Origin of the sequence: Pigmentiphaga kullae (genome assembly GCF_004216695.1) — a bacterium.
GTDB classification, from domain to species: domain Bacteria; phylum Pseudomonadota; class Gammaproteobacteria; order Burkholderiales; family Burkholderiaceae_B; genus Pigmentiphaga; species Pigmentiphaga kullae.
Window position 1 is genome coordinate 1717681 of the sequence record NZ_SGXC01000001.1, and the last position, 22372, is coordinate 1740052.

Consider the following 22372-nt stretch of genomic DNA (forward strand, 5'->3'; position numbering starts at 1 on the left):
GTCAATGGTCCGTGGCGCAGCCCGATGACCCTGGGCCCAGTTCCTGGGGGAAATACTTGATGACGCAGTCCACGGGGTTGGGCGCCGCCTGGCCCAGCCCGCATATCGAGGCGTCGCGCATGACGGCGGACAATTCCTCCAGCAGCGGGATGTCCCAGTCGGGCTGGCGGATCAGCTCCAGCGCCTTGGCCGTGCCCACGCGGCAGGGCGTGCACTGGCCACAGGATTCGTCCTTGAAGAAGCCCATCATGTTGCGCGCCGCGCCCACGGCGGTGTCTCGATGGGACAGGATCATGACCGCCGCCGAGCCGATGAAGCAGCCGTAGGGTTGCAGCGTGTCGAAATCCAGCGGGATGTCGTTCATCGACGCTGGCAGGATGCCGCCAGACGCGCCGCCCGGCAGGTAGGCGTAGAAATCGTGGCCATCCTGCATGCCACCGCAGTATTCGTCGATCAGTTCCTGGATGGTGATGCCGGCCGGCGCCAGGTGGACGCCGGGCTGGCGCACGCGCCCCGACACCGAGAACGAGCGCAGGCCCTTGCGCCCGCGCCGGCCTTGCGAGGCGAACCAGGCGCCGCCGCGTTCCAGGATGTCGCGCACCCAGTGCAGCGTCTCGAAGTTGTGTTCCAGCGTGGGGCGACCGAACAGGCCGACCTGCGCGACGTAGGGCGGGCGCAGCCTGGGCATGCCGCGCTTGCCCTCGATGGATTCGATCATGGCCGATTCCTCGCCGCAGATGTAGGCGCCGGCGCCCCGCCGCAATTCGATGCGGGGCAGGCCGGGAACGGGCGGATCGTTGCGCAGGCGGTCCAGTTCGGTCTGCAGGATCGCGCGGCAGCCGTGGTATTCGTCGCGCAGGTAGATGTAGACGGCCTGCGCCTCCACCGCCCACGCCGCGATCAGCAGCCCTTCCAGGTGGCGATGCGGATCGCGCTCGAGATAGTGGCGGTCCTTGAACGTGCCGGGTTCGCCTTCGTCCACGTTGACCGCCATCAGGCGCGGGGCGGGTTCGGCGCGCACCGCGCGCCACTTGCGGCCGGCGGGAAAGCCCGCGCCGCCCAGGCCGCGCAGGCCCGAGTCTTCCATGGCCTTGAGCACGGACTCCACGTCGCGCTGTCCGGACGCGCATTCGCGCAGCACGCGGTAGCCGCCCTGCGCGACATAGCCGGCGTAGTCGATGTAGGCGCCGGGCAGGTCGCGGGTGTCGCCGCTCGCGACGGCTGCCTGCACCGTATCGGCCGTCGCACAGGCAATGGGGCGCTGGCCCACCATCGCCACGGGAGCCTGTTCGCAGCGTCCCAGGCACGGCGCCGGCACGACGCGCACGCCGGTGCCCAGCAGTTGCGGCAGGCGCTCCAGCAGCGGCCCCGAGCCCGCCAGTTCACAGGACAGGCTGCCGCAGACCCGCACGGTCAGCGGCGCGGTGCCGGATTCGGCCTGCCCGTCGTCGCGTACCACGTCGAAGTGGTGGTAGAAGGACGCCACTTCATAGACCTCGGCCTGCGCCATGCGCAGTTCCTGGGCCAGCGCCGCCAGGTGGCGGGTGCCCAGTTGGCCGTAGCGGTCGTTGATGCGATGCAGGTGTTCGATCAGCAGGTCGCGCCGGCGCGGCGCGTCCCCCAGCAATGCGCGCACCTCGGCCAGCGCGGCGGGGTCGACGCGGCGGCCCTTGGGCTGCTGGCGCTTGCGTTCGCGCGTGGGCGCCGCCGCGACGATGGGGATGACTTTCTGGTCCATGGGGTTCCATGCCGTGCGTCGCGGTGGGCGGAAACGGCTAATATATGAAATTCAGAACATATGTCTCGCTACGCAACCCACTCTAACAAAGAAACTTCCCGCGAAAAATATGTTCAGGATTACATAAATGTTCAAGATCGCGATCCAACCCGGCTGGCACATCCAGGGGACGGGGGCCGAAGCCTCGTCCGCGGTGGATACGTCCCTGCTGCTGCGCCTGCTGGCCAGCATCCGCGAATCGGGCTCGATCGCGGCGGCCGGACGCCTGGAAGGGCTGTCCTATCGCCACGTATGGGGCCTGCTGCGCAACGCCGAGCAGTTGTTCGGCACGCCGCTGCTGGAGAAGCGGCCGGGCAAGGGCACGCGGCTCAGCCACCTGGGTACGGTCCTGCTGCTGGCTGAAGACCGCATCCGCGCCCGCCTGTCGCCCACGCTGGACAGCCTGGCTTCGGAGCTCGAGGCCGAGATCCGCAAGGCCGTAGCGCCCGAACGCTCGCCGCTGCGGCTGTATGCCAGCCACGGTTTCGCCGTGGCGGCCCTGGTGGACTGGATCAACACCGCGCAGATGCCGGTCGAACTGCGCTACCGCAACAGCACCGAGGCGGTGGCCGCGCTGGCCCGCGGCGAATGCGACCTGGCCGGCTTCCACGTGCCCATCGGTCCCTTCGAGCGGGACGCGGTGCGCCAGTACCTGCAATGGCTGGATCCGCGCAAGCACGTGCTGGTCCAGTTGGCGCTGCGGGTGCAGGGGCTGTGCGTGGCGCCGGGCAATCCCAAGCGCATCCGGGCGCTGGGGGATCTTGCGCGGCCGGGTGTGCGCTTCGTCAACCGGCAGGCGGGCTCGGGCACGCGCATGCTGCTGGAGCTGATGCTGGCGCGCGACCAGGTGGCGCAGCAGGCCATCAACGGTTTCGACAGCACCGAGTTCACGCACGCGGCCGTGGCTGCCTACATCGCCAGCGGCATGGCCGACGTGGGGTTCGGCATCGAGACCGCCGCCCGGCGCTTCGGGCTGGATTTCGTGCCGCTGGTCACCGAGCGCTACTTCTTCGCGGTGGAGCAGTCGGCGCTGGAGGCCCGGCGGCTGGACGACGTACTGGCGATCCTGAAGGCGCCCGGCTTCATACGGCGCCTGGAGGCGCTGCCGGGCTATGAGCCGGTGGCGACCGGCGAAGTGCTGACGCTGGCGCGCGCCTTCGGCGGCCGTCCGGCTGGCGCCTAACCTTCCTGGGCCTTCGCCGCGGTCTTGCGGGCGCGGGGGCGCGCGGGCGTCTTGCGGGCGGTCTTGCGTGCCGCCTTCTTGGCGGGCGCGCCGGCCGGGGTGTCGGCGGCATCGGCGCCGCCGGTGCCGGTGGTCTCAGCGGCGGGGGGCTGGACCGGTTCGGGCGTTGGTGCGACCGGCGCGGGCCGCGCGGCCGGCTCGGCGGCAACCAGGGGCAGGGTGGTGGCGGGTTCTTGCCGCGCCGTGTCCCCGGCCGCCTCGGCCTCGGGCCGTGCCCGGCGGGAGGCGCTCTTGCCGGCGCTGCGGGTGTTGCGCCGCTTATCCGCCCGGGGGGCGGGCGTTTCGCCGGCGGGGACCTCGGCGGGCTCGATGGCCGGGGCAGGGGCCGGCACCGGCACCGGCACGGACCTGGGCGCCGCTGGCTCGACCGGCGCGGTTTCGCCGCTGGCGCGGTATACGTAGGCGCCCGATTTTTCGTCGCGGCCGAATTCCAGCAGCCCGCGCGACTGGGCCGCCTCCAGCAGATTGCCGAAGGCGCGGAAGCCGTAATAGGACTCGTTGAAGTCGGGCCGGCGCCGTTTGATGGCTTCCTTCAGCACCGAGGCCCAGATCTTGCCGGTGTCGCCGCGCTCGGCCAGCAGCGCGTCGAAGGTCTCGACCGCCAGCGCGATGCCTTTCTCGCGCCGGGATTCCAGTTCGTCCTTGCGCGACTTGTCCTCGTCGTGCGGACGGCGGTTGGCGGGCTGCGCGCCGCGCGGCTCGCGCCGGGCCGCCTGGTGCGTCTCGCGGACCAGGTCGTCGTAGAAGATGAATTCGTCGCAATTGGCGATCAGCAGGTCCGAGGTGGATTGCTTGACGCCCAGGCCGATGACCTGCTTGGCGTTCTCGCGCAGCTTGGAGACCAGCGGCGAGAAGTCGGAGTCGCCGCTGATGATCACGAAGGTGTTGACGTGCGACTTGGTGTAACAGAGGTCCAGCGCGTCGACCACCATGCGGATGTCGGCCGAGTTCTTGCCCGACTGGCGCACGTGCGGGATGTCGATCAGCTCGAAGTTGGCCTCGTGCATGGTGGCCTTGAAGCCCTTGTAGCGGTCCCAGTCGCAATAGGCCTTCTTGACCACGATGCTGCCCTTGAGCAGCAGGCGTTCGAGCACCAGCTTGATGTCGAAGCGCTCGTACTTGGCGTCGCGCACGCCCAGGGCCACGTTCTCGAAGTCGCAGAACAGCGCCATGCTGACGTTTTCCGGGGGATGGTTCATGGGGGAATGCTCCGGTCGTGCGGCGGCGGGCGGGGTGCCGGCCGCGAAAACAGGATGATACCGGGTCGGCCACGCGGGAAATGTCCCTGCTGGCGGAACAGGCTTGAGGACGCCTCCGGACCTATCCTATACACTCGACTTCCGCCGCCGGGACCGTGCCATTTCCCCTCCCATTCCCCCGCGGTGTGCTCATCACGCCATGCAGCCAGTCTCGACCCGCCCCCCGCTTCCCGGCGAGGCGCCCGCGATCGTTTCCATCTCGGGCCTCGCCAAGACCTACGCCAATGGCTTCCACGCGCTCAAGGGCGTGGACCTGCAGATACGCAAGGGCGAGATCTTCGCCCTGCTGGGCCCCAACGGCGCCGGCAAGACCACCTTGATCAGCATCGTCTGTGGACTGTCGCGCCCGACCGCCGGCACCGTGCTGGTGGACGGCCACGACATCATCGGCGACTACCGCGCGGCGCGTACGCGCATCGGCCTGGTGCCGCAGGAGCTGGCCACCGATGCCTTCGAATCGGTGTGGGCCACCGTCAGCTTCAGCCGCGGCCTGTTCGGCCACCCGGCCAATCCGGCGCGCATCGAGAGCATCCTGCGCGACCTGTCGCTGTGGGACAAACGCAATGCCAAGATCATGACGCTGTCCGGCGGCATGAAGCGGCGCGTGCTGATCGCCAAGGCCCTGGCCCACGAACCCAAGGTGCTGTTCCTGGACGAACCGACCGCCGGCGTGGACGTCGAGCTGCGGCGGGACATGTGGAAGATGGTGCGCCGCCTGCGCGACGAGGGCATGACCATCATCCTGACCACCCATTACATCGAGGAAGCCGAGGACATGGCCGATCGCATCGGCGTCATCAACAAGGGCGAGCTGGTGCTGGTCGAGGAAAAGCGGGCGCTGATGCGCAAGCTGGGCAAGAAGCAACTGACGCTGCAATTGCAGGCCCCGCTCCAGGCGCTGCCGCCGGCGCTGGCCGGCTACGCGCTGGAGCTGGCCGACGGCGGCAATGCGCTGGTCTACACCTTCGACACCCAGGGCGAGGCCACAGGCATCGCCTCGCTGATGCGGGCCCTGAACGAGCAGGGCATCGACTTCAAGGACCTGCATTCCAGCGAAAGTTCGCTGGAGGATATTTTCGTGAGCCTGGTGCGGGAGCAAGCATGATCAACTTCTACGCAATCCGGGCGATCTACCGGTTCGAGATGGCGCGCACCTTCCGCACGCTGACCCAGAGCATCGCCTCGCCGGTGCTGTCCACGTCGCTCTACTTCATCGTGTTCGGCACCGCCATCGGTTCGCGCATGGGCGAGATCGGCGGCGTCAGCTACGGAGCCTTCATCATTCCCGGCCTGATCATGATGTCGCTGCTGAACGAAAGCATTTCCAACGCCTCGTTCGGCATCTACCTGCCCAAGTGGACGGGCACCATCTACGAGCTGCTGTCGGCGCCGGTGTCACCCGTCGAGGCGGTGGTCGGCTACGTCGGGGCGGCGGCCACCAAGTCGATGATGCTGGGCCTCCTGATCCTGGTCACGGCGCGCATCTTCGTGCCGTACCACATCGAGCATCCCGTCTGGATGGTCGGCTTCCTGGTCCTGACCGCTGTCACCTTCAGCCTGTTCGGTTTCATCATCGGCCTGTGGGCCGACGATTTCCAGAAGCTGCAGATCATTCCGCTCATGGTAGTCACGCCGCTGACCTTCCTGGGCGGCGCGTTCTACTCGATCGGCATGCTGCCGCCGATCTGGCAGAAGATCACGCTGGCCAACCCCGTGGTCTACCTCATCAGCGGATTCCGCTGGAGCTTCTACGGCCAGTCCGACGTCAACGTCGTGGTCAGCCTGGGCATGACGCTGGTGTTCCTGCTGGTGTGCCTGGGCATCGTGGCCTGGATCTTCCGCACCGGGTACAAGATGAAGACCTGATCGGCCACGAGCGACGCGCCTAAATACTATGAATCAATAGTATTTTCAGTGTCTTCGCTCTTGATGCCCGCCGCCGATTCGACCGCACGCAGGTTTCGCCTGACCCGCATCAGGTAGTTGCACAACTGCGCCACCTCGAAGTGCTCGAATCCTTCCACCATACGGGCCGTCAACTCGTCCGCCTTGGGCATCAGTTCGTGTCCCAGGGCGCGGCCGCGCTCGGTCAGGTAGATGTTTATCTTGCGCCGGTCGTCGGCATTGCGCACGCGCCGGATCAGGCCGCGGCTCTCCAGCTTGTTCAAGGCCGAGCCCGCCGCGGCTTCCATGATCCCCACCCGTCGGCCGACCTCGCGCTGCGTCAGCCCGTCTTCTTCCCATATCGTCCGCAGGAATATCCAGGTTCCCGCGGGAACGTCGAGCCGGGCGACCTGCGCCTGCAGCGCGCGGTTGAGTACTCGGTAGGTGGCGCTGAGCTGGTAGCCCACGCTGTCTTCGGACGGCTGGGTGGCGATTTTCCCGGGGGTGGGCTTGCTGCTCGTCGGTTTGTTCATGGCTGGGCGCTAGGGGAAATACTAGTACGAGGCGGGCGAAACAAGCATTGTGAATTCTTTGCGCCAAATTTACCATTGCTATGGAAGCATAGTATTTTTCGATAAAGAATCCCAAGCTTTCGAGGAGATCCGCCATGAGTCTTTACCCCGACATCGACTTCGCCCGGGTCGAAGGCGACGCGCTCGCCGGCCGCCTGGTCGCCCGCTTCTGGCAGCCCGTGGCGCTGGCCGAGAAATGCGTGGCCGGCCGCGCGATGCGCGTCAAGCTGTTGGGCACGCACTACACGCTCTACCGCGGCGAGGACGGCCAGCCGCGCATGACGCAGGACCGCTGCCCCCACCGGGGGACGAGCCTGGCCTACGGCTGGGTCGAAGGCAACGGCATACGCTGCCGCTACCATGGCTGGAAGTTCGACGCCGAAGGAAGGGGAGAGGAGTTTCCCGCCGAGAGCGCGGCCTATGCGCGTAGCCTGTCGCTGCGCACCTATCCGGTCAGGGAGTATCTGGGCCTGATCTTCTGCTATGTCGGGGAAGGGGAACCGCCGGAGTTTCCGCGCTTCCCTGAACTGGAGGATGACAGCCGCGGCACGCTGCTCACCCAGGCTGTCGTACTCGACTACAACTTCTTCCAGCGAGTGGAGAACGACCACGACGAGGCGCATGTGTTCTTCACGCACAAGCACCTGATGGCGAAGTACGGCCTGGACCAGATCCCCAAAGTCGCCGCGGAAGAAACCGAACATGGGCTGGTGGTCGTTTCCACGCGAAAGGATGGCCGCAAGCGTGTCGGCTACGGCTTCATGCCGAATGTCCTGCTGCGCGAGGTTCCCATTCCGCAGGACCGCTCGAAGATGTCCATCCTGCTCGCATGGCGAGTGCCGATGGACGATACGACGACCTTCAGCGCCATGGTCAACCGTGTCGGCACCTTCAACACAGCCTTGCCCGATCCGGGCGAGGTAGAGGATCCAGCCGAGATCGCCGCGCGCGTCATGCGCTGCGAAATGACGCTCGACGAAGTGGACCAGAATCATCCCCTGCTGCCGATTATCCAGGACACGGTCGCGCTGGGCGGGCAGGGTGTGATCGCGGACCGCGACGCCGAGCATCTCGGACAGTCGGACAGGGCTATCGCGGTATTGCGCCGCATGTGGGCGCGCGAGATGCGCGCGCTGCGCGACGGCAAGCCGCTCAAGACCTGGCGCCGGCCCGGCGATTTCGAATTCGGCAAGGAGATTGCCGGAGCCGAATTGCCGGCGGTCGCCCATTGAAATCAGGAGACATTCACATGATCAAACCCCTGCTCTTGCTGACTGCGGCGCTGGCTTGTGGAACGCTGCAAGCGGCCGAATCTTTTCCGAGCCGGCCGATTACCCTGGTCGTGCCGCAGCCGGCGGGCGGCGCCGCCGATGCCCTGGCGCGCACCCTGGGCGAGGAAATGGGACGCCGGCTGGGCACGACCTTCATCGTCGAGAACAGGCCGGGGGCATCCGGCATGCTCGGCACCAACGCGGTGGCGCGCGCCAAGCCCGACGGCTATAGCCTGCTGGTCACGAACTCGACGCCGGTGCTGACGCTGCCCTACATGTTCGACAAGGTTCCCTACGACGTGAACCGCGACCTGCGCTTCATCACGCAGATCTCCAGCGGCCAACTGGTCCTGGTGGTCAATCACGAGATACCGGCGCGCAATATGAAGGAGTTCATGGACTGGGCCGCGCGGAATCGCGGCAAGGTCAACTACGGTTCGTTCGGCGTGGGCACTTCGGGCCACCTGGTTGCTTCCTATCTCAGCCATTCGCGTGGCCTGGACATGACGCACGTGCCTTTCAAGGGCGAGGTGCCGCTGATCCAGGAACTGGTCGGGGGCAGGGTGTCGTGGGGATTCACGACCCTGGGGCCGGTCGTACCGCATTTGCAGACCGGCCGGCTGCGCGCGCTGGCCGTGATTGCCGATCAGCGGCCCAAGGAGCTTCCCAACGTGCCCACCATGGCGGAAGCGGGCATGAAGGATACCGAGTTCAAGCCCATGGGATGGTTCGCGATGCTGGCGCCGGCGGGCATGCCCGAGGCCGTATCCAGGCTGCTGGAGAAAGAGGCGCGCGCCGCGATCGCGACCCCCGAGATGCAGGCGCGTATCCAGGCCTATGGCATGGATGCGATCGGCAATTCGGCTGAAGACGCCCGCAAGGAATACGAGCTACTGGCGCCCGTGGTCGAGCGGATGGTGAAGACGTCGGGCGCCAAGCTGGAGTAGAACCTGTTTCGCCGCCTGCGCCGCGCCATGCCGGTGCGCGCTCCCCGCTGCCGGTGCGGTGCGCGCACCGCATGGGCGCCCGGCCGGCACGCTGGCCAGGCGGGCGTGCTGGCACTCTTCATGCTTACGAAGCGATGGTCTCATCCCGATTGCCGTAAACCCTAATTCATCGATAAATTAATTACTTGTTTAATTAATCGTAGGCGGTGGGCAATTCTCAATCGAAACCTTTGCGAGAGGTCGCTATGCGTAAGCTGTCTTGGGCGTTGTTGCTGGCGGGAACCATGGGCGGGGCAGCCCCCGTGGCATGGGCGCAGGAAACCATCAAGATCGGCGTCATCCAGCCGCTGACGGGATCGGTCGCCTACAACGGGCTGACCTACGTCAACGGTGCCAAGCTCGCGGTCGAGCGCCGCAACGCCGCCGGCGGTGTGCTGGGCAGGAAGATCGAACTGGTCATCGAGGACGGGCAGTGCCGTCCCGCCAATTCGGTGAACGCCGCCGAAAAGCTGATCGTGCGCGACAAGGTCGTGGCGCTGACGGGCGCCTTCTGCAGCTCGGCCACGGCGGCGGTCATGCCCGTGGCCGAGAAGTACAAGCTGCCCATGCTGACCGGGGTGTCCTCGAAGGCGGACCTGACCGAAAAGGGGCTTCAGTACTTCTTCCGTTCGGCCGAAACCGACCGGCTGATGTCCAAGACCTTCAGCAAGATCCTGGCGCAGAAGCTGCAACTGAAAACCGTGGCCTACATCGGCGTCAACGACGACTGGGGCCGCGGCGGCGTGGAGGATTTCTCCAAGGACCTGTCCGCGCTCGGAGTCAAGACCGTGATGAAGGAGTACTTCGACCACGGCGCCACCGACTTCTACACCCTGCTGACCAAGCTGCGCGCGGCCAAGCCCGACGGCGTCTTCGTCGCGGCCGAAACCCAGGACGGCTCCATCCTGGTCAAGCAGTTCAAGGAATTCGGCATCCAGACCAAGATATTCGGCGTGGGGTCGTGGGCGACGTCCGATTTCATCGGCCTGACGGGCGATGCCTCGGAAGGCATCTACGCGGCCGTGCCCTATGCCTCCAGCATGCCGGGCGAGCGCAATCAGTCGTTCGTCCAGTACTACAGCGCCGCCTACAAGGAAAAGCCCGGCAAGTACGGCGCCGCCGGCTATAACGCGCTGAACATCGTCATGGAGGCGATCGCGCGGGCGGGCAACACGCAGGCCGACGCGATCCGCGATGCGCTGCGCAAGACGGACTACGCCGCGCCCAACGGCCATTTCAAGTTCACCGAGAAGGGCGAGGGCTACGGCTTCGACGTCGTGCTGGTGCAGATCCAGAACCGCGAGCCGAAGGTGGTGGCGCAGGCCCCCACCGAGCGGCCCTGATCCGCGCGCCCCGAGTCGGGAGAAACCATGGATTTGTTGCCACAGTTCCTGGCCAACGGACTGGTGATCGGATCTTTCTACGCGCTGTCGGCGCTGGGGCTCACGCTTATCCTCGGCTTGATGCGGGTCGTCAACTTCGCCCATGGCGAGCTGTACATGCTGGGCGGCGTGCTGGGCTGGTGGGTGACCACCGCCCTGGGCCTGGACTTTCTGACGGGCCTGGCGCTGGTGGCGCTGATCATGGGCGTGTTCGGCTGGCTGGTCGACCGCGTGCTGATCGAGCGCATCCGCGGACAGGGCGAAGAGCCGGGCATCCTGCTGACCATCGGCCTGTCCATCTTCCTGGCCAACACGGCGCTGCTGGTGGTGGGCACCGCGCCGCTGAAGGTGGCAGGGCCGGTCTCCAGCGGGCCGGTTTTCCTGGGGCCCATCGTGGTCACCAAGATCCGGCTGTTCGCCGTCGCGGTGTGCGCGGTGCTGATCGTGGCCGCCTATCTGCTGATCCAGAAGACCCGCCTGGGCCGCGCGATGCGGGCGACGTTCCAGGATCCGATGGCCGCGCAGCTGGCGGGCATCAAGACGGCGAACGTCTACGCCTGCACCTTCGCGCTGGGGACGGTCATCGCTTCGCTGGCGGGGATGCTGCTCGGGTCCATCTATTCGGCGCAGGTGTCGGTGGGCGGGCTGGTCAGCATGAAGGCCTTCGTGGTGGTGATCCTGGGCGGCATGGGCAGCTTCGCCGGCGCGATCGTCGGCGGACTGGTGCTGGGCGTGGCCGAGGCGCTCTGGGGCGGCTACGTCGCCACCGGCTGGGTCGACATCATCGGCTTCGTCATCGTCATCCTTACCCTGGTGTTCCGGCCCTACGGCCTGTTTTCCAAACGCGCCGAGAGAGCCTAGATGACGCCTCCCCCTACGCCCTTCGGGCGCCCCCAGGGGGGCGGCGCTGGCGGACCGGCAAAGCCGGATCCGCGGCGCCCTGGATCGGGCAGGGCATTTGCATACGTCATGGGGAGTTGAGATGCAGTTCGAACGTAACGCGATCTTGGTTGCGCTGCTGGTCGCAGGGCTGCTGCCGCTGGTGGTCCACGACCAGTACCTGCTGCACGTGGCCATCATGGTGCTGTTCTATGCCGTGCTGGCCACCAGCCTGAACCTGGTCGTGGGCTATGTGGGCGAGTTCTCGCTCGGCCATACGGCCTTTCTGGGCACGGGGGCCTATGCCGCGGCGCTGCTGTCCACCCAGCTGGGCTGGCCGATGTGGGCCACGATTCCCGCCGCCGGCGTGCTGGCGGCGGCCATGGGCCTGTTGATCGGCAGCATTACGCTGCGCCTGCAAGGGCCGTTCTTCGTCATCGTGACGCTGTCGTTCGCCGAGGTGCTGCGGCTGGTGGCGGACAACTGGGTCGCCTTCACCAACGGCCCCATGGGCATCGCCGGGGTGCCGCAGCCGGCGTGGCTGGCCCAGGCCGGCAACCTGGCGACCAGGCAGTTCTTCTTCTACCTGGCCTGGGGCGTGCTGGCGGCGTCGCTCTACCTGGCGTACCGCTTCGTCTATTCCAATGCGGGGCGGGCCGCGGTGGCCGTGCGCGAGAACCGCTACGTCGCCCAGTCCATCGGCATCCGGCCGTTCCGCTACGCCATGCTGGCGTTCGTGCTGGGCGCTTTCCTGGCCGGCATGGCCGGGGGTTTCTATGCGCACTACATCTCGTTCGTCGGGCCCGAAGTGTTTCGCTTCGCCTTCATGGTCAGCATGATCATCATGGTGCTGGTGGGCGGCAAGGGCACCCTGGTCGGGCCGCTGATCGGCGCGCTGCTGGTGACCTTCCTGGAGGAATACCTGCGCGAGGCGAAGGAGCTGCGGCTGTCGCTGTTCGGCCTGGCGGTGATGGCCATCGTGCTGTTCCTGCCGCGCGGCCTGATGGGTTTCCTGACGACCCGCCGAGAGATGAGGACTCCCCCCTACGCGCTGTCGCGCGCCCCCCAGGGGGCGGCACCGGCGGACTGGCGGAGCCAGATCCGCTGTGCCCTGGGTCGGGGGGGCGCCATTCTATCCGGTGTAAGCGGCGCGTGGCGCCTTGGGAAACCGAAATGACAACTGTGCATGCAATTGGCCACGCCCCCATGCTGGACGTGCGCGGGCTGTGCAAGACCTTCGGCGGCATCAAGGCGGTCAAGGACATCAGCTTCCAGGTCGGGGCCGGCGAGATCGTCGGCCTGATCGGGCCCAACGGCGCCGGCAAGACGACCTGCTTCAACCTGATCACCGGGTTCTACGCGCCCACCTCGGGCGAGGTCCACGTCAAGGGCGAGAACCTGACCGGCGCCAAGCCCTACCAGATGGCCAGGAAGGGCATCGTCCGCAGCTTCCAGAAGACGAACATCCTGAAGTCGCTGTCGGTGTTCGAGAACATCCTGGCCGGCCATTACCTGAGCGCCCGCCAGGGCCTGCTGCGGACCTTCTTCCCGGGCCGCGCGGTCCGTGCCGCCGAGCGCGCCGTGCGCGAGGAGGCCGAGCGCATCGTCCACATCATGGGGCTGGGCGAGCGCATGAACGCGCCGGCCTACCTGCTGTCCTGCGGCGAACTGCGCCTGCTGGAGGTCGGCCTGGCGCTGGCGGCCAGGCCGGACATCCTGATGCTGGACGAGCCGGCCGCGGGCCTGAACAGCCAGGAGGCCATGGAACTGGGGCGCATCCTGAAAAGGCTGCGCGGCACGCAGGTGCAGTCCATCCTGATCGTCGAGCACAACATGGGGCTGGTCATGAGCGTATCGGACCGCGTGGTCGTCATGCACTTCGGCGAGAAACTGGCCGAGGGCGTGCCGGCGGACGTGCAGCGCGACCCGCGCGTGATCGAGGCCTATCTTGGGGGAGGGCGGGCGGCATGAGCACCGTTCAGGCTGCAACCGCTCCGCTGCTGGAGCTGGACAATCTTCACGTCGGTTATGGCAAGACCGCCGCGCTGCATGGCGTGAGCCTGCGCGTGCAGCCGGGCGAGACCGTGGCGCTGATCGGCGCCAACGGGGCGGGCAAGAGCACGACGCTGCGCGCCATTTCAGGCCTGCTCAAGCCCACGCGCGGCAGCATCCGCTTCAACGGGCGCGACATCGGCGGCATGGCGCCGGACCGCATCGTCGGGCTGGGCATCGCCCAGAGCCCGGAAGAGCGCCATGTCTGGCCCTCGATGACGGTCTATGAAAACCTCGTGCTGGGCGCCTATCTGTGCCGTTCGCAGGCCACGGTGCAGCAGCGCGTGGCCAAGGTGTACGAACGTTTTCCGCGGCTCAAGGAGCGCCACCAGCAGCTGGCCGGCACGCTCAGCGGCGGCGAACAGCAGATGCTGGCGATCGGCCGGGCCCTGATGTCCGAGCCCGTGCTGCTGCTTCTGGACGAACCCAGTCTGGGGCTCAGCCCCAAGATGGCCGACGAGGTGTTCGACGTGGTGCGCGAGATCAGCCGGCAGGGCGTGACCGTTCTCCTGGTCGAGCAGAACGTGCACAACGCGCTGACCGCCGCGTCGCGCGCCTATGTGTTCGAGACCGGCCGGGTCGTGGCCGAGCGGGAGTCCGCCGGCCTGCTGGGGGACCCGGAACTGTTGACCGCCTATCTCGGCGGCTAGGCCGGGTGGGACCAAAGTCCCGCTCAAGCAATTATTAATTTTCTGTTTAATTATTTTCTGGGAGCCGGCAAGCCGCCTGTTCCCGCAGGAAGGAAAGGAGAAGCCGTATGAGTCGTCCTTTGCGCGTAGGCATCGTGGGTGGCGGGATCGGGGGCGTGGCGCTGTCGCGCGCCTTGACGCTGCGCGGCATCGAGAATCATGTGTTCGAGCGGGCGTCGGCGTTCGGCGAAGTCGGCGCCGGCGTGCAGGTCACGCCCAACGCCGTCAAGGTCCTCAAGGCGCTGGGCCTGGGCGACGACCTGAAGCGGGTGGGTTTTCTGCCGCAGGCCATGGTCGGGCGCAACTGGCGCTCGGGGCGCGAGCTGTTCCGCACGCCGTTGAAGGAAAGCTGCCCGCAGATCTATGGCGCCGAGTTCTATCACGTCCATCGCGCCGACCTGCACGCCATCCTGTCGCAGCACCTGGCCGACGGCAAGGGCGCGACGCTGGGGACCCACTGCACCGGCGTGCGCACCGAAGGCGAGATGGCGGTGGCCACCCTGAGCGACGGCAGCGAATACGAGGCCGACCTGATCGTGGGCGCCGACGGCGTGCGCTCGGTGGTGCGCGACGCCCTGTTCGGCACGGAGTCGGCGCAGTTCACCGGCCACATGTGCTGGCGGGCCCTGGTGCCGGTCGACCGCCATCCGCTGAAGTTCGTCAGCCCGGATGCGGCCTTCTGGATGGGGCCGCACGGCCACCTGGTCACCTATTACGTCAATGGCGGCGCGGCGGTGAACATCGTGGCCGTGAACGAATCGCGCAACTGGGTGGAGGAATCCTGGAACGTGCGCAGCAGCCGGGAAGAACTCACCAAGGCTTATGAAGGCTGGCATCCCGACGTGATCGAACTGTTCAGCCGGACCCAGGACGTCTACAAGTGGGGGCTGTTCGACCGTGACCCGATGCCGGCCTGGTCCAAGGGCCGCGTCACGCTGCTGGGCGACGCGGCGCATCCCATGTTGCCCTTCCTGTCGCAGGGCGCGGCCATGGCCATCGAGGACGGCTACGTGCTGGGCGCGGCGCTGGAGCACTACGGCCGCGACATCGGCGCGGCGCTGCAGGCCTACGAGGCCGAGCGCCGGCCGCGCACCAGCCGCGTGCAACTGGAAGCCCGCGAGCGCGGCAAGACCTATCACCTGCCGTCGCCGTGGGCGCAGTTCAAGCGCGACCTGCTGTACCGGTGGCGCGAACTGATCAACCCCAATGCCGTGGGCATCCAGGCCAATTGGGTCTACATCTACGACGCGACCACGTGCGCGCAGCGCTTCGGCCGGCAGGCGCTGGCGGCGTGACGGGCGGAGAGCATCCATGACATCCCACGATTGCGCAAGCAGCACGTTTCTATACGGCGCCAACGTGCGCGCCAACGGCATACGCCAGCATTACCTGCGCTTCGGCGGCAAGGGCCGCCCCCTGGTGCTGGTGCCCGGCATTACCAGCCCCGCGGTGACCTGGGCCTTCGTGGCCGAACGGCTGGGGCGGCAGTTCGATACCTACGTGCTCGACGTCCGCGGGCGTGGTTTGTCCGAGACCGCGCCGGGCATGGACTACAGCCTGGAGGCCTGCGCGGCCGACGTGGGCGCCTTTGCCCAGGCGCTGGGCCTGGAGGATTACTTCCTGGTCGGGCATTCCATGGGGGCGCGTATCGGCGCCATCGTGGCGGCGCATCACGCGCAAGGGCTCGCGCGTCTGGTCATGGTGGACCCGCCCGTGTCGGGGCCGGGCCGCCGGCCTTATCCGGCCAGGCTCGACTGGTACGTGGACTCCATCCGGCTCATGCGCGCGGGCGCGGACTGGGAACAGCTCAAGCCGTTCTCGCCCACCTGGACCGAGGCGCAGCTGCGGCTGCGGGCCGAATGGCTGCACACCTGCGATGAGGACGCCATCGTGTGCGCCTACCACGCCTTCGGCACGCACGACATGCATGCCGACCTACCGGCGGTCGCGGTGCCCGCGCTCTTGATGGTCGCGGGCAAGGGCGGCGTCATCGAGGCGGCCGACATCGACGAGATCCGAAGGCTCGTGCCCCGGCTGGAAGTGCGCACCGTGCAGCAGGCCGGACACATGATCCCCTGGGACGACGAGGAAGGTTTCTTCCAGGGCTTCGGCACCTTTCTGGGAACCCCTCTTTAGCAAGGAGCAGACCATGGCTGTCAGCGATTCCGATTTGATCCGGGCATGGACCCAGGTCCTGACGCTGTCGCGCCTGAAGCGCGGCGACACCGTCACGGTGTTGACCACCGAAGGCGTGACTCATCCCCAGACGCTGCGCTGCGCGGTGACGGCGGCCGGGCTGCTGGGGGCGCGCGTGAACCGGCTCGACCTGGCGCCGGTCAATGGCGAGAAATCGCTCAGCCGCGATTCGCTGGCCTATCTGGGTACCACGCCCCTGAGCGGCAACCGCGCGGCCATCGCCGCGCTCAAGGCCAGCGACCTCGTGGTCGACCTGATGACGCTGCTCTTCTCGCCCGAGCAGCACGACATCCTGCAAGGCGGTGGCAAGATCCTGCTGGCCGTCGAGCCGCCCGAGATCCTGCTGCGCATGGTGCCCACCGAGGCCGACCGCGCGCGCGTGCTGGCCTGCGGGGCGCTGCTGGAAAACGCGCGCGAGATGCGGGTGACGTCGGCGGCGGGCACCGACCTGGTGTGCCCGCTGGGAGAGTTCCCGGTGGTCAAGGAATACGGTTTCGTCGACGAGCCGGGCCGCTGGGACCACTGGCCCAGCGGCTTCGCGCTGACCTGGCCGAACGAGCGGGCCACGCGCGGCCGCATCGTGGTGGACAAGGGCGACATCCTGTTGCCGATGAAGTCGTACGTGAACGATCCCATTGTGATGGAGGTCAAGGACGGCTACGTCACGTCCATCGAGGGCGGGATGGACGCCGAACTGCTTCGCGACTACATGGAGTCCTTCGGCGATCCGGAAGCCTACGCCATGTCGCACATAGGCTGGGGGGCGCAGAACCGCGCGCGCTGGTCCACGCTGGGCCTGTACGACCGCGAGGCCACGATAGGCATGGACGCGCGCGCCTATGCCGGCAATTTCCTGTTCTCGCTCGGCCCCAACAACGAGGTGGGCGGGTCCCGCAGCACCGCCTGCCACATGGACATCCCGCTGCGCCGCTGCACGGTGTCGCTGGACGGCAGCGAGGTGGTGATCGATGGTCGGCTGATCGAGGAACGGCTGGCCTAGGCTGCGCGCATCCTGGGGCCGGGGCGGGAGCCCCGGCTTCAGGGCGCCTGCATGCCGCCGGTCACGAAGCGGGTGACCTGGTCGATCAGGCTGTCGGTATCGTCCGGATCGTACAGGCCCGCGGGCGCCATTTCTTCCATGCGGTGGGTATCCGAGAACGCATAGAGATACGTGCCCACCATCAGGGTGACGCGCCAGTACGCGTCCAGTTCGGGCAGGTTGGGCAGGGCCTTGCGCACCGCTTCCACATAGAGCCGCGTGGAGTTGCCGTAGGCGTCGGTCCGCAGCTTGTAGGAAATCTGCGGCGGTTCGGTGTGCAGGCGGGCCTGCAGGCGCAGGAACGACCGGCCCTCGGGCGTCGAGCGGAAGGCCAGCGTCGGCATCAGGAAGGCCTGCACGACGTCGCGCACCTTGGGGCGGCCGGGCTTGGCCTGTAGCTGCGCCAGGTTCTCCAGGCGCTGCTGCGAGATGATCTGGCTGCGGCGCATGAACACGGCTTCGTACAGGCCGTACTTCGAACCGAAGTAGTAGTTGATCAGCGCCTGCGTGACCTTGGCCTGGTCGGCGATCTCGCGCAGCGTGGTGCCCGCGTAGCCCAGGTTGGAGAAGAGTTCTTCCGCTGCATCGAGTATGTCGTCCCGGACGACGCTGGTGCCCTCGGGCCGGCCGGGGCCCTTCTGTCCGGCCTTGCGCCTGGTTTGGGCTGCGGGGGTGCCCCGGCGGCCGCTGACCAATTTCATAAGCGGTTAATTAATTATTGGCTGCGAAGCCTCCATGCTAAGGCTTTTCACGGGCGCGGGCTATGTTCCGCTACGCCCGCGGCTGGGGCAGTGGCGCGAACACCTCGTCCGGCGGCAACGCGCGATCCAGGTAGCCATCGTCATGCAACATGGCGGAGAAGGCGTCCAGCGTCGCGAGGTTGGGGGCCACGCCATAAGGCCATGGGTCCGCGCCGAACGCGGCCACGGTCTCTTCGACGTGGTCCATCAGCCAGGGCAGCGTGGCGGCCAGCGCGCCGCTGAAACGCAGCCGCTGCCAGGCCTGGTCCTTGGCCTGCTCGCAAGCCCGCACCAGCGCCGGAGCCAGCCACGGATGCGCCTCGTGGCGGTCGCGCCGCAGCACCAGGGCATGCATGATGGGGAACACGCCGGTCTTCGCGTAATAGGCGGCTTCCGCGCGCTTGTAGTCCGGGAACAGGCGCTGCACGGCGGGGTGTTTGCCGTACGAGCGCGGAATGAAGGCGCCGATGAGCGCATCGATGCTGCCCTCGGCCAGCATGTCCGACAGGCAGGTGGTGGCCGGGATGCGTTGCCATCGCAGGGGGCGGCTGGGCCGCAGTTCCATGATGTCGCCGCCGGCGACGCCGTATTCGTTCACGCCCCCTTCGTACCACTCGACGTCGGCCAGGTCGAGGCCATGGCCGTCGCGCAGCAGTCCCCGTATCCAGACCGCGGCCGTCATCTGGTGGCCCTGCACGCCTATGCGCTTGCCCGCCAGGTCGGCCGGCGAGCGGATGCCGGCCGCCTCGTTCACGAAGATGAAGCCGTGGCGGAACATGCGCGACGGGAACACCGGCAGCGTGACGAAGTTGGCGCGGCGCTGCGCCGTCAGGGCATAGCAGTGCGTGAGCGACATCTCGGCGATGTCGAAGGCGCCGTGCTCGATCATGGGGCTGAAGATGTCCACCGGACGCTGGCGGACGTGCGGCAGGATGCGCACGCCGTCGATCGCCACGCTGCCGTCGTACAGCCCTTGCAGGCGGTCGTACGGACCCGCCGCGAAACTGAGCTCGAGTCCGCTCATGGCGCTATTCCAGCTTGACGCCGGCCTCGCGCACCATCGCGCCCCAGCGGTCGAACTCCGACTTGAGCATGGTCTTCATCTCGGCCGGGCTGTTCGGCTTCGGGTCGTGCGAGGCGGCATGGACGCGGTCGATCAGGTCGGGCGATTTCAGCGCGGCGGCGACTTCGGCATTGAGCTTGTCGACGATCTCGGGCGGGGTGCCCGCTGGCGCGAACAGCGCGATGGCCGAGTCGATCTTGAAGCCCGGCACGCCGGCTTCTTCCATCGTCGGCACGTCGGGCATGGCCGAGGCCCGCTGGCTGCCGGTCACGGCCAGCACGCGCACCCGTTTCGACTGGAGCAGCGGTTGGATGGGGCCGGAGTCGGTGATGCCCGCCTGTACCTCGCCCGCCGCCACGGCCGCCGCGGCGGGGCCGCCTCCCTTGTACTGCACGGGCACCATGTCCAGGTTCAGCGAACGCTTGAGCAGTTCGCCCGCCAGGAAGGTCTGGCTGCCCACGCCAGTCACGGAATAATTGATGGTGCCCGGCCTGGCCTTCGCCGCGGCGATCAGGTCGCGCACCGACCGGATGGGGGAGCCTTCCTTGACCGAGAGCACGAGGCCACTGGTCGCCAGCAGCGAGATGGGCGCGAGATCCGTCAACGGATCGTAGCCGGCCTTGGTCAGATGCACCGTCACGGTCACCGCGCCCAGCGAGGTCAGCAGCAGTGTATAGCCGTCGGGCTTGGCGCGCGTTACCGCGCTCACGCCTATCGTGCCGCCGGCGCCGGCGCGGTTCTCGATGAACACCGTCTGGCCCATGCGTTCGGTCAGCTTCTGCGCCAGGGAGCGCGCGATCACGTCCACGCTGCCGCCGGGCGCGTAGGGCACGATGACCTGAACCGGACGTTCCGGGTAGCGTTGCGCGTGGGCCGCGGGGGCGGCCAGCGCGAGCGCCGCGGCAGCGGCCGTCAGGGTGGGCGCGAGGATGTATCGCGCGGGAAGGCGGAAAGGGGTCGATCCGTTGCGTTGCATGGCGTGCCTCCAGATGGGGAAGGGCAGGGGAAATGCGGCGAAGCGCCGCGCGGGCCGCGCGGCGGGTGGGTTCAGAGTTCGATGATGGTCTTGGGCGTCTTGTGCAGGCATTCCCCGGGTCCGTCGGCGCCGATGATGTAGTTGTCGCAGACGGTGGTGAAGACGCTGGGGGTGGCATGGCCGGGGTGGACCACGATGTTCATGCCGGCGGCGATGGGCATGGTCTCGTCCTCGCGTATCAGCGGACGCTCGACCATGTCGTAGCCCTGGCCGTGGGCATACAGGCGCGTTTCCTCGCGCATGCCGCGGGCCCGCATGAAGGCGTTGTGGGCGGCCAGGATGTCGGCGGGCATCGCGCCGGGCTTCAAGTGGTCCAGCGTGTGGCGCTGGGCCTCGACCAGCAGGGCCATGGTGTCCAGCAGTTCCTGCGAGGCCTTGCCCAGCACGAAGGTGCGGGCGAGTTCGCCGTAGTAGCCGCCGGGTCCGTTGTTCTCGATCAGCAGCGTGAAGGAATCGCCTTCGCGCATTTCGCGGCCTTGCAGGTGGCGCGGCTTGTACATCGCGGCGCGTCCGGCGGGCGAGGACGAGCCGATGAACAACCCCTGCTCGCTGCCGCGCAGTTGGCCCGCGTACTGGGCGTAGGCGGCGACCTCGAAGTCCTTCATGCCGGGGCGGATGTGCCGGGCCAGGGCCTGCAGCACCTCGTCCTGCATGGCCGCCATGCGGCCGATGGCCTCGATCTCGTCGGCGCTCTTGATGGCCTTGATGTGATCAACCATGTCGGTGGCGTCGACGAAGCGCACCGAGCCTGCCGTCTGCTTCAGGTGGGCGCAGAAGTCGTGGTACATGCAGGCCGTGCCGACCAGGCCCACGGTTTTGTAGCCGCGGCGGCGCAGTTCGGCCTGCACCAGTTCCGCGTCGTAGGTGCCGGTGTAGTGGATGGACGCATAGCTGGGCGTGAACACGATTTTCTCGACGCCGGGGTCGATCAGGTCGTCGGGGGGGACCTCGCGGATGCCGCCGGTCGGGCCCTGTTCGACCGACACCATGCGGCCCTCGCGGGGGAAGACGACGGCGCGCGGATAGGCATTGGTGGCAGGCCGGTCGGTGAACCATTTGACATAGCCGCCCAGCCAGTCGTTGGAGTTCTGCATGACCAGCGCATCGATGCCGAGTTCGTCCATGCGTTCGCGGACCGCGCGCCAGCGGCGCTCCAGCTCGCGCCGGGGGATGGGATGCAGGACCCGCTGCTCGGGCGAGTCGGGAAGGGGATGGCTCATCGTGCTTCCAGGGAGTGAAGGGCCGCCGGGGTGGCACCGCGCAGGACGATGTTCTTCATGTCGTCCAGTCGGCCGTCCAGGTAGCAGGCCACGTTGTGTTCAAGGATGGGCATCACCTGCTCGACATAGATGTCGGTGGTGCCGCCGTGCTTGGGGGAAATCAGGATCCGGGGCTCGCGCCAGAACGGGTGGTCGGCCGGCAGGGGCTCGACGGCGAAGGCGTCCAGCCCGGCGCCGGCGATGGCGCCCGACCGCAGCGCATCCAGCAGCGCGGCCTCGTCCACCACGCTGCCGCGCGACATGTTGACGAAGCAGGCCGAGGGGCGCATGGCGCGGAAGAACGCGGCGCCGATCGAACCGTCGGTCTCGGGGCCGGCCGGCAGCAGGCTGACCACGTAGTCGGCCTGCGCCAGTTCGGCGTGCAGGTCGGCGCGCGGCGCCACGCGATCGAAGTGGGGGACGGTGCGGGGCGTGCCGGAGACGCCGACCACTTCCATGTCGAAGGCCTTGCAGCGCCGGGCCAGCCCTTCGGCGATGACGCCCACGCCCAGGATCAGCACGCGCTTGCGGTACAGCAGCGACTGCGGCCACCGCTCCCAGCGGCTGTTCGCCTGGTTGCGCAGCATCCGGGGCAACTGGTGGGCCAGCGCCAGCATGTGGATGAACGCCATTTCCGACATCTGCGGGGCATGGATGCCGCGGGCCGACGTTACCGTCACGCCGGGCGGCAGCGCCGACAGCGCCTGTATCGCGTCCGTGCCGGTGGTAAGCGCCTGGACCCACCGCAGCGAGGCCATGCGCGAGACCAGCGCGTCGTTGAACAGATGGCCCAGCGCGAAGACCGCTTCGGCGCTGCCGTGCGCGGCGGCAACTTCGGCGAAGCTGCGGCCGTGCGCGATCTCCAGGCCGGGAAACCGGGATTGCAGGGCCAGGGCGTACGCCTGGCTGAAATAGTGGTCGACGATCAGCAGCTTCACCGGGCCTCCGTGGCAGGTCTATGGCCGGCACTCTATAACTAAGATTCTAGTATGTCAATTGGGGCGAAACCGCCGAAGCAAGGGACGGGAAGGGCTTCAGGTGCGTG

At 67.5% G+C, this 22372-nt stretch carries 21 protein-coding genes; 13 read left to right on the plus strand and 8 right to left on the minus strand.

All coding sequences use genetic code 11. The features are described 5' to 3' along the window. Position 1: 1 nt before the first annotated feature. Positions 2-1738, minus strand: coding sequence for an NADH-ubiquinone oxidoreductase-F iron-sulfur binding region domain-containing protein (locus EV675_RS08465; RefSeq protein ID WP_130356835.1), 1737 nt, complete (start codon positions 1736-1738; stop codon positions 2-4). Positions 1739-1865: 127 nt separating this feature from the next. Here EV675_RS08465 and EV675_RS08470 point away from each other — a divergent pair, with 127 nt between their 5' ends. Then, positions 1866-2960, plus strand: a complete 1095-nt coding sequence (locus EV675_RS08470) for a substrate-binding domain-containing protein (protein ID WP_130356836.1) — start codon at positions 1866-1868, stop codon at positions 2958-2960. On the opposite strand, the gene EV675_RS08475 is transcribed toward EV675_RS08470, so the two are convergent. Then, positions 2957-4219, minus strand: coding sequence for an NYN domain-containing protein (locus tag EV675_RS08475; RefSeq protein ID WP_130356837.1), 1263 nt, complete (start codon positions 4217-4219; stop codon positions 2957-2959). The two genes, EV675_RS08470 and EV675_RS08475, sit on opposite strands and share 4 nt — an antisense overlap. 199 nt (positions 4220-4418) lie before the next feature. Here EV675_RS08475 and EV675_RS08480 point away from each other — a divergent pair, with 199 nt between their 5' ends. Together EV675_RS08480 and EV675_RS08485 are read left to right on the plus strand one after the other, a co-directional pair. Beyond that, positions 4419-5384 carry an ABC transporter ATP-binding protein gene (locus EV675_RS08480; RefSeq protein ID WP_130356838.1) on the plus strand — a complete coding sequence of 322 codons (966 nt, stop codon included), beginning with the start codon at positions 4419-4421 and terminating at the stop codon, positions 5382-5384. Beyond that, positions 5384-6145: an ABC transporter permease gene (locus EV675_RS08485; protein ID WP_130357952.1), complete on the plus strand. Its 762-nt coding sequence runs from the start codon at positions 5384-5386 to the stop codon at positions 6143-6145. The genes EV675_RS08480 and EV675_RS08485 overlap by 1 nt, the downstream gene beginning before the upstream one ends. A 26-nt stretch (positions 6146-6171) precedes the next feature. Here EV675_RS08485 and EV675_RS08490 read toward each other — a convergent pair whose 3' ends face one another. Further along, positions 6172-6696, minus strand: coding sequence for a MarR family winged helix-turn-helix transcriptional regulator (locus EV675_RS08490; protein ID WP_130356839.1), 525 nt, complete (start codon positions 6694-6696; stop codon positions 6172-6174). Positions 6697-6830: 134 nt separating this feature from the next. Here EV675_RS08490 and EV675_RS08495 point away from each other — a divergent pair, with 134 nt between their 5' ends. The 10 genes from EV675_RS08495 (at position 6831) to EV675_RS08540 (ending at position 17190) form a co-directional block, all read left to right on the plus strand. Then, complete coding sequence (locus tag EV675_RS08495) at positions 6831-7967, plus strand: Rieske 2Fe-2S domain-containing protein (RefSeq protein WP_130356840.1); 1137 nt, start codon at positions 6831-6833, stop codon at positions 7965-7967. Between the two features lie 17 nt (positions 7968-7984). Continuing rightward, positions 7985-8953, plus strand: coding sequence for a Bug family tripartite tricarboxylate transporter substrate binding protein (locus EV675_RS08500; protein WP_130356841.1), 969 nt, complete (start codon positions 7985-7987; stop codon positions 8951-8953). 245 nt (positions 8954-9198) lie between these two features. Next, entirely contained in the window at positions 9199-10335 is a 1137-nt protein-coding gene (locus EV675_RS08505; protein WP_242621360.1) for an ABC transporter substrate-binding protein, read from the plus strand. Positions 10336-10362: 27 nt separating this feature from the next. Continuing rightward, positions 10363-11235 carry a branched-chain amino acid ABC transporter permease gene (locus EV675_RS08510; RefSeq protein ID WP_130356842.1) on the plus strand — a complete coding sequence of 291 codons (873 nt, stop codon included), beginning with the start codon at positions 10363-10365 and terminating at the stop codon, positions 11233-11235. Between the two features lie 121 nt (positions 11236-11356). Next, on the plus strand, positions 11357-12430 hold the full coding sequence (locus tag EV675_RS08515; RefSeq protein ID WP_130356843.1) for a branched-chain amino acid ABC transporter permease: 1074 nt from the start codon (positions 11357-11359) through the stop codon (positions 12428-12430). Further along, a complete protein-coding gene (locus tag EV675_RS08520; protein WP_242621361.1) occupies positions 12427-13224 on the plus strand; it encodes an ABC transporter ATP-binding protein in 798 nt (265 codons plus the stop codon). The genes EV675_RS08515 and EV675_RS08520 overlap by 4 nt, the downstream gene beginning before the upstream one ends. Next, the gene (locus tag EV675_RS08525) at positions 13221-13955 is read left to right on the plus strand and encodes an ABC transporter ATP-binding protein (protein WP_130356844.1); all 735 of its coding nucleotides are present in this window, start codon (positions 13221-13223) and stop codon (positions 13953-13955) included. The genes EV675_RS08520 and EV675_RS08525 overlap by 4 nt, the downstream gene beginning before the upstream one ends. A 107-nt stretch (positions 13956-14062) precedes the next feature. Then, entirely contained in the window at positions 14063-15289 is a 1227-nt protein-coding gene (locus EV675_RS08530) for an FAD-dependent monooxygenase (protein ID WP_130356845.1), read from the plus strand. A 16-nt stretch (positions 15290-15305) separates the two neighbouring features. Next, positions 15306-16130, plus strand: a complete 825-nt coding sequence (locus EV675_RS08535) for an alpha/beta fold hydrolase (protein WP_130356846.1) — start codon at positions 15306-15308, stop codon at positions 16128-16130. Positions 16131-16143: 13 nt separating this feature from the next. Then, positions 16144-17190 carry a 2,5-dihydroxypyridine 5,6-dioxygenase NicX family protein gene (locus tag EV675_RS08540; RefSeq protein ID WP_130356847.1) on the plus strand — a complete coding sequence of 349 codons (1047 nt, stop codon included), beginning with the start codon at positions 16144-16146 and terminating at the stop codon, positions 17188-17190. Between the two features lie 38 nt (positions 17191-17228). Here EV675_RS08540 and EV675_RS08545 read toward each other — a convergent pair whose 3' ends face one another. The 5 genes from EV675_RS08545 to EV675_RS08565 form a co-directional block, all read right to left on the minus strand. Then, on the minus strand, positions 17229-17930 hold the full coding sequence (locus tag EV675_RS08545) for a TetR/AcrR family transcriptional regulator (protein ID WP_130356848.1): 702 nt from the start codon (positions 17928-17930) through the stop codon (positions 17229-17231). A gap of 70 nt (positions 17931-18000) precedes the next feature. Then, entirely contained in the window at positions 18001-18993 is a 993-nt protein-coding gene (locus EV675_RS08550) for a substrate-binding domain-containing protein (protein WP_130356849.1), read from the minus strand. A gap of 4 nt (positions 18994-18997) precedes the next feature. Continuing rightward, a complete protein-coding gene (locus tag EV675_RS08555; protein WP_165404502.1) occupies positions 18998-20008 on the minus strand; it encodes a Bug family tripartite tricarboxylate transporter substrate binding protein in 1011 nt (336 codons plus the stop codon). 71 nt (positions 20009-20079) lie between these two features. After that, positions 20080-21288, minus strand: a complete 1209-nt coding sequence (locus tag EV675_RS08560; RefSeq protein ID WP_130356851.1) for a M24 family metallopeptidase — start codon at positions 21286-21288, stop codon at positions 20080-20082. Beyond that, positions 21285-22265 carry a D-2-hydroxyacid dehydrogenase gene (locus tag EV675_RS08565; protein WP_130356852.1) on the minus strand — a complete coding sequence of 327 codons (981 nt, stop codon included), beginning with the start codon at positions 22263-22265 and terminating at the stop codon, positions 21285-21287. Before EV675_RS08565 ends, EV675_RS08560 begins: the two co-directional genes overlap by 4 nt. Positions 22266-22372 lie beyond the last annotated feature (107 nt).

Coding starts and splice junctions, on each gene's coding strand:
- EV675_RS08465 (WP_130356835.1), bottom strand. CDS start 1,738: ATGGACCAGAAAGTCATCCCCATCGTCGCGGCGGCGCCCACGCGCGAA.
- EV675_RS08470 (WP_130356836.1), top strand. CDS start 1,866: ATGTTCAAGATCGCGATCCAACCCGGCTGGCACATCCAGGGGACGGGG.
- EV675_RS08475 (WP_130356837.1), bottom strand. CDS start 4,219: ATGAACCATCCCCCGGAAAACGTCAGCATGGCGCTGTTCTGCGACTTC.
- EV675_RS08480 (WP_130356838.1), top strand. CDS start 4,419: ATGCAGCCAGTCTCGACCCGCCCCCCGCTTCCCGGCGAGGCGCCCGCG.
- EV675_RS08490 (WP_130356839.1), bottom strand. CDS start 6,696: ATGAACAAACCGACGAGCAGCAAGCCCACCCCCGGGAAAATCGCCACC.
- EV675_RS08495 (WP_130356840.1), top strand. CDS start 6,831: ATGAGTCTTTACCCCGACATCGACTTCGCCCGGGTCGAAGGCGACGCG.
- EV675_RS08500 (WP_130356841.1), top strand. CDS start 7,985: ATGATCAAACCCCTGCTCTTGCTGACTGCGGCGCTGGCTTGTGGAACG.
- EV675_RS08505 (WP_242621360.1), top strand. CDS start 9,199: ATGCGTAAGCTGTCTTGGGCGTTGTTGCTGGCGGGAACCATGGGCGGG.
- EV675_RS08510 (WP_130356842.1), top strand. CDS start 10,363: ATGGATTTGTTGCCACAGTTCCTGGCCAACGGACTGGTGATCGGATCT.
- EV675_RS08515 (WP_130356843.1), top strand. CDS start 11,357: ATGCAGTTCGAACGTAACGCGATCTTGGTTGCGCTGCTGGTCGCAGGG.
- EV675_RS08520 (WP_242621361.1), top strand. CDS start 12,427: ATGACAACTGTGCATGCAATTGGCCACGCCCCCATGCTGGACGTGCGC.
- EV675_RS08525 (WP_130356844.1), top strand. CDS start 13,221: ATGAGCACCGTTCAGGCTGCAACCGCTCCGCTGCTGGAGCTGGACAAT.
- EV675_RS08530 (WP_130356845.1), top strand. CDS start 14,063: ATGAGTCGTCCTTTGCGCGTAGGCATCGTGGGTGGCGGGATCGGGGGC.
- EV675_RS08535 (WP_130356846.1), top strand. CDS start 15,306: ATGACATCCCACGATTGCGCAAGCAGCACGTTTCTATACGGCGCCAAC.
- EV675_RS08540 (WP_130356847.1), top strand. CDS start 16,144: ATGGCTGTCAGCGATTCCGATTTGATCCGGGCATGGACCCAGGTCCTG.
- EV675_RS08545 (WP_130356848.1), bottom strand. CDS start 17,930: ATGAAATTGGTCAGCGGCCGCCGGGGCACCCCCGCAGCCCAAACCAGG.
- EV675_RS08550 (WP_130356849.1), bottom strand. CDS start 18,993: ATGAGCGGACTCGAGCTCAGTTTCGCGGCGGGTCCGTACGACCGCCTG.
- EV675_RS08555 (WP_165404502.1), bottom strand. CDS start 20,008: ATGCAACGCAACGGATCGACCCCTTTCCGCCTTCCCGCGCGATACATC.
- EV675_RS08560 (WP_130356851.1), bottom strand. CDS start 21,288: ATGAGCCATCCCCTTCCCGACTCGCCCGAGCAGCGGGTCCTGCATCCC.